General features: G+C 66.1%; 5 protein-coding genes. All 5 read right to left on the minus strand.

What is annotated here, in order from left to right:
- The coding region (locus WBF82_RS01410) for an acyl-CoA dehydrogenase family protein (protein ID WP_424381321.1) at positions 1 to 488 on the minus strand (488 nt) is incomplete at its 3' end.
- The gene (locus WBF82_RS01415; RefSeq protein ID WP_424381322.1) at positions 485 to 1,246 is read right to left on the minus strand and encodes an SDR family oxidoreductase; all 762 of its coding nucleotides are present in this window, start codon (positions 1,244 to 1,246) and stop codon (positions 485 to 487) included. The genes WBF82_RS01410 and WBF82_RS01415, both read right to left, overlap by 4 nt.
- Positions 1,243 to 2,064, minus strand: coding sequence for an SDR family oxidoreductase (locus tag WBF82_RS01420; protein ID WP_424381323.1), 822 nt, complete (start codon positions 2,062 to 2,064; stop codon positions 1,243 to 1,245). The genes WBF82_RS01415 and WBF82_RS01420 overlap by 4 nt, the downstream gene beginning before the upstream one ends.
- The gene (locus WBF82_RS01425) at positions 2,061 to 5,273 is read right to left on the minus strand and encodes a carboxyl transferase domain-containing protein (protein WP_424381324.1); all 3,213 of its coding nucleotides are present in this window, start codon (positions 5,271 to 5,273) and stop codon (positions 2,061 to 2,063) included. Before WBF82_RS01425 ends, WBF82_RS01420 begins: the two co-directional genes overlap by 4 nt.
- Positions 5,270 to 5,835, minus strand: a 566-nt coding sequence (locus WBF82_RS01430; RefSeq protein WP_424381325.1) for a class I adenylate-forming enzyme family protein, incomplete at its 5' end; no start/stop codon positions are given. The genes WBF82_RS01430 and WBF82_RS01425, both read right to left, overlap by 4 nt.

Genomic DNA, 5,835 nt, shown 5'->3' on the forward strand with positions numbered 1-5,835 from the left:
TTCTGCGCACTCGACGTCCAGACCTTCTGCCCGTTGACGATCCAGTCTGCGTCTTTTTCCGAGCCATCGCGCACCGCGCGGGTGGAGACGCCGGCCAGGTCGGACCCGGCACCCGGTTCGCTGAACAATTGACAGTAGAAGTGTTCTCCGGTGAACAACGGCCGCAGGAACTTTCGTTGCTGCTCGGCGCTGCCGAATGCGGCGATGGTCGGCGCCGCCATGCCCATCCCGATGCCGTTGTGTGGTCCGCCTCCGGGCGGCGCACCCGCCGCGGCCAGGTCGGCTTCGACCTGCGACTGGAAGCTTCTCGGCAGGTCGAGGCCGCCGGAGCCGTGCGGGAAGTGCACCCAGGCCAGGCCGGCGTCAAAGCGTGCCGCCAGGAAATCCCGCGGATCGCTGCTCGCCGGGTCGTGTTCGTCGAGCAGCTTGCGCACCCGGGCACGCAGGTCCTCAGCGATTGCTTGCTCGGCCTGCTCACCCGTGCTCATCGGAAACCCGCCGCATCACCGAGTAGCTGGCCGCCGTCGATCACCATGGTGTCGCCGGTGATCCAGCTGGCCTCGTCGGATACCAGGAAGGCGACCGCGGCCGCCACGTCGGGCGGCTCGCCGATGCGTCCCACCGCCGACGACGCCGACAGGGTGTCTTCGTGGTCCTTCCACAGCGCCTCGGCGAGCCTGGTGCGGACCACGCCCGGGCAGATCGCATTCACGCGCACGTGTGGTGAAAGTTCAAGCGCCAGTTGCTTGGTGACGTGGATCAGCGCAGCCTTGGTGGCGTTGTACATGCCCATGTTCGGCGACTGATGCAGGCCGCCGATCGAGGCGGTGTTGACGACGGCGCCGCCGTGCTCGCCCATCCACGCCTTGACCGCGAGCGAGGTCCACAGCAATGGCGCCCACAGGTTGACCTCGAAGATTTTGGCGAAGCGGGCGTGGTCCTGCTCGATCAGCGGCCCATACGCCGGGTTGGTGCCGGCGTTGTTGACCAGGATGTCGATGCTGCCGAAGCGGTCGAGCGTCTTCTCAACGCAGCGTTTGGCGGCGTCCTCGTCGGCGGCATGGGCGGCCACCCCAATGGCGCGGCCGCTGACCTGTTCGGCCGCCGCGTCGGCGCTGTCCTGCTTACGGGCGGTAAGCACCACGTTCGCGCCGGCGTCGGCCAGTCGCTGCGCGATGGCCAGGCCGATGCCTCGCGACGCCCCGGTGACGATCGCGGTTCGGCCGTCCAAATTCCGTGAGCTCATTGCGCCTCCTCTAGCAGACTGCGTTGGTAACGGCGCATGCCGCTGAGCCAACGGTCGTAATCGTTGCCTTTTTGCCGGTACATCTCCAGCACGCTAGCGTGCGGAAGAATCAGAAAGCGCTCCTCATCGATGGCCGCCAACACGCTCTCGGCGACATCCGCCGGCTCAAGTACATGGCCCGCGGTGGTTACCGCTCGGGTGGCTAGGTCGCCGAGCGGGTCACCGGACTGCTCGCCTTCATAGAGCAGCTTGGTGTTCACCCCCATCGGGCACAAACAGCTCACCCGCACACCTTGGTCGCCGTAGGTGATGTTCAGCCATTCGGCGAAGCCGACGGCGGCGTGCTTGGTGACCGCGTAGGTCGCTGCCCCGAGTTGGGTCAGCAGCCCCGCCGCCGAGGCGGTGCTGACGAAGTAGCCCTCCCCTCGCTCGACCCAGCCCGGTATCAGCAATTGGGCCGCGCGGATATGTGCCCGCACGTTGACGTCGAAGGACCGGTCCCATTCCTTCTCGCTGACGTCCAAGCCGGGGGCGCCGGTGATGCCCGCATTCGCGAAATACAGGTCGACCGGGCCGAATCCGCTCTCCGCGAGCGTGATCAACCGCTGGATCTGTGCGGTGTCGGCGACATCGGCACCCGCGGCGATGGCCGCCCCGGGCCGCTCGACGTTGATTGCGTCGGCCACTGCGTCGGCGGCGCTGGAGTTTATGTCAGCCACGACGATGCGGGCATCGTGCTGTGCCAGCTTGGTGGCCAACGCGCTGCCGATGCCGTTGCCGCCGCCGGTGACAATGGCGACCTTGTCGGCAACCTTCACGAGGGTTTCCTTTCATCGCCATGGAGCAGCCGGGTGATCCACGAACGCGAGTCGGCCGGGTCGATCACGTCGTCGAGCTCGAAAGTAGTGGACGACGTCAGCGCCTTGCCGTGCTGGTAGGCCGCCTCGACCAACTTGTCGAACAGGTTCTGCCGTTCGATCGGATCGGTGACGGCAGCCAGCTCCTTGCTGAATCCCAGTCGCACAGCACCTTCCAGGCCCATCCCGCCGATCTCCCCGGTTGGCCAGGCGATTGTGAACTCCGGGGCGTGGAACGAGCCGCCGGCCATGGCCATCGCCCCCAGCCCGTAACCCTTGCGCAGGATGATCATCCCAAACGGCACCGTCAGCCGAGCGCCGACGATGAACAATCGGCTGAACCGCCGGACTGCCGCATGCACCTCGGCCTCCGGGCCGACCATGAAGCCTGGCGTGTCACACAACGAAATGATCGGCAGCCCAAACGATTCGCACAACGTGAGGAAGTCGGCGATCTTGTCCGCGGCCTCCGCATCGATGGCCCCGCCGAGATGATGACTGCTGTTGGCCAGCAAACCGAACGGAGCGCCTTCGACGCGTACCAGCGCGGTGACCACTCCGACTCCGTGGTCGGGCCGCAGCTCCAGGACCGACCCGACGTCCACCACTGATTCGATCGCATGGCGCACGTCATAGGCCCGTAACCGGTTCTCCGGGACGACATGTCGCGCCCGCCGCGGATCAGGCGCTTCCCAGTTGTCGATGTTGCCGTGGAAATACGACAGGTACTGCTTGGCCAGCGACACTGCGTGCGCCTCGTCGCGCGCCACCAACCCGACAACCCCGTTGCGCCTCTGTACGTCGATGGGCCCGATGTCCTCCGGCCGGTACTCGCCGAGCCCGCCGCCTTCGATCATGGCCGGACCGCCCATGCCGATGTTGGCGTCGGGGGTAGCGATGATCACGTCGCACGTGCCGGCCAGGGCGGCATTGCCGGCAAAACAACGCCCGGAGACGATCGACACCAACGGCACTCGGCCGCTGAGTGCGCCCAGTGTGCGGAACGTCGGCACATCCAGACCGGCGATGTTGGCCAGGTCGGTGTCACCCGGTCGGCCACCGCCGCCTTCGGCGAACAGCACCACCGGCAGCTTCCTACGCGCAGCCAGGTCGAAGACCCGATCGGTTTTGGCATGGTTGCGCATGCCTTGTGTGCCGGCGAGCACGGTGTAGTCGTAAGACAGCACCGCCGTCTCGGCCCCGCCGATTGTCGCCACCCCGGCCACCAGGCCATCAGCCGGAGTGTTGGCGATCAGGTCGTCTTCGGAACGCCTGCTGCGCTGCGCCGCCAGCGTCAGCGCACCGTACTCGACGAAGCTGCCCGGATCGACCAGGTCGGCGATGTTCTCTCGGGCAGTGCGCCGGTTGTGCTTGTGCCGCTTAGCAATTGCCGCTTGACGGCCCTCGTCGAGAGTGAGCAGGTGGCGGCGGCGGACCTCGTCCAGATCAGCGCGCGGCCGATCCAGGTCGACGTCGGTGACGCCCTCGGCTTGCGCGCCCGCCCCGGTACGGGTGAACACCACCAACGGGTCTCCGGTCCCGACGACTTGCCCCGGCGCCACCAGAGTCCGCACTGTACACACCGCGTCGGGCGCGGTCAGCACATGCTGCATCTTCATCGCCTCGAGCATGACCAACTGAACGCCTGCCGCAAACTCGGCGCCTTCCGGTGCTACCTCCACGACGGTGCCGGCCAGCTGTGCACGCAGCACTTCCTCACCCGGATACAGTTCGAGCGCCGCGATTCGAGACTCACGACGCCGGGACTGCGCGGCACCGACAAGGGCGGACAGGTTTTCGTCGACGAAGCTCGTGGTAACCGGGCCTGCCTGGGTTTGACTGTGCGACAAGATTTCTTGTAAGAATCCGATATTGGTGCGGATCCCCTCGATCCCGAATTCCGCCAACGCCGTCTGCGCTTTTCGTAACGCCGCAGGAAAGGGAGCGAATGACGAACCGCGAACCCGGGTTATCACTTTGGCCAGCAACGAGTCGTAACGCGGACTCGGCGTCAGTCCGGGACGTCCGAAGGTGTCGACGCGCACACCGGGCCCACTCGGCGGCGAAAACACCGTGAGGGTACCCGCCGTCGGAATGACCGACCCGTCAGGTGCAAGCGTCTCCATATTGACCCGCGTCTGGATCGCGATACCGCGCACCGCGGCGGGCGCACCGACCACTTCCTTGCCGTCGGCCACGATCCCGGCCGGCAATCTCAACTGGTGAAACGATGCGCCGCTGGCGATTCGTAGCTGTACCGCGACCAGGTCGATCCCGGTAACCTCTTCGGTCACGGTGTGCTCCACCTGGATCCGCGGATTGACTTCGAGAAAGACGAACTGATCACCCGCAACCAGAAACTCGACCGTCGCGATTCCGCGATAGTCCGCCTGCGCGCACAGCTGAGCCGCGGCCCGGTGTAGGTCACGGCGCAGCGCTGTGGAAATACCTTGCGCCGGAGCGATTTCGACCAGCTTTTGGTAACGCCGCTGAATGCTGCAGTCACGGTCACCAAGTGCCAGTGCGCGAGACGGCATTGCAACGATCTGGACCTCGATATGCCGCGCGTTGGCCAGATGCGCCTCGGCGAACAAGGCCGGATCACCGAAGCCGAGTTGGGCTTCAGCGGCGCACTGCCGGTAGGCATCGTCAACCTGGTCGGCGCCACGGACTATTCGCATGCCGCGGCCACCGCCACCTGCGAGCGCTTTGATCATGATCCCGTCGTCGTGGGCAGCCAAGAAGGCGCGGATGTCCTCGACGCTGCTGGGTCCGTCGGTGGCCGGAAGCACCGGCACCCCGGCGGCGACCGCGGCGCGACGGGCCGACGTCTTGTTGCCGAACAGTTCGAGTGCGGCGGCATCCGGGCCGACGAATGTATACCCCGCCGTCGCGCAAGCGCGCGCGAATTCCGCCTGCTCGCTGAGAAACCCGTAGCCGGGATGGATCAGCTCAGCGCCGGATTTCTTGGCTGCCGCCAGTATCGCGGCGTGATCCAGATAGGCGGCAGGGCCGGCGCCGGGCAGGCCGATCGCTTCGTCGGCCGCGTTCACGTGCGGGCTATCGGCGTCGTCTTCGGCGTAGACGGCGATCGTGCCGTATCCCAATTCTGTTGCGGTTCTGATAATTCGGAGGGCGATCTCACCGCGGTTGGCGACTAGCAGGTTCATCGCAGGGCCTGGCCCCATTGGACGTGCTCACGAAGCTGGCCCTTGAGTAGCTTGCCGCCGGCATTGCGCGGTAGTGCTTCGTCCGCAACGGTGATGTATTGCGGGATTTTGAAGTCAGCGAGCTGTCCGCGGCAGTAGTCCAGCACCGCGTCCACATCGACCTGCGTTCGGCCACCGAACAGCACTGCGCCCACCTTCTCCCCCATCACCTCGTCGGGCACTGCCAGCACGCAGGCGTCGGCAACACCCGGTGCCGACAGCAACACTGCTTCGACTTCGACGCTGGACACGTTTTCACCACCGCGATTGATGATGTCCTTGAGTCGATCGACGATGTGCACCCGGCCCGCGTCGTCGACACGAACGACGTCGCCGGTGTGCAGCCAGCCGTCGATGATGGTGGTGGCGGTCGCTTCCGGCCGATTCCAGTAGCCGGCCGTCACGTTGGCCCCCCGCGTGACCAACTCACCGACGCCTGTTTCGGCGCCGTAGGCGACCACGCCGAGATCCACCGAAGGCACGGCATAACCGACCGAGTCGGCGTGTTCGACCGCATCGGAGT

It is taken from the genome of Mycobacterium sp., assembly GCF_049673265.1.
Taxonomy (GTDB): Bacteria; Actinomycetota; Actinomycetes; order Mycobacteriales; family Mycobacteriaceae; genus Mycobacterium.

Bases quoted from the DNA above. Each gene is read 5' to 3' on its own strand.
- WBF82_RS01415 (WP_424381322.1), bottom strand. From the start codon at position 1,246: ATGAGCTCACGGAATTTGGACGGCCGAACCGCGATCGTCACCGGGGCG.
- WBF82_RS01425 (WP_424381324.1), bottom strand. From the start codon at position 5,273: ATGAACCTGCTAGTCGCCAACCGCGGTGAGATCGCCCTCCGAATTATC.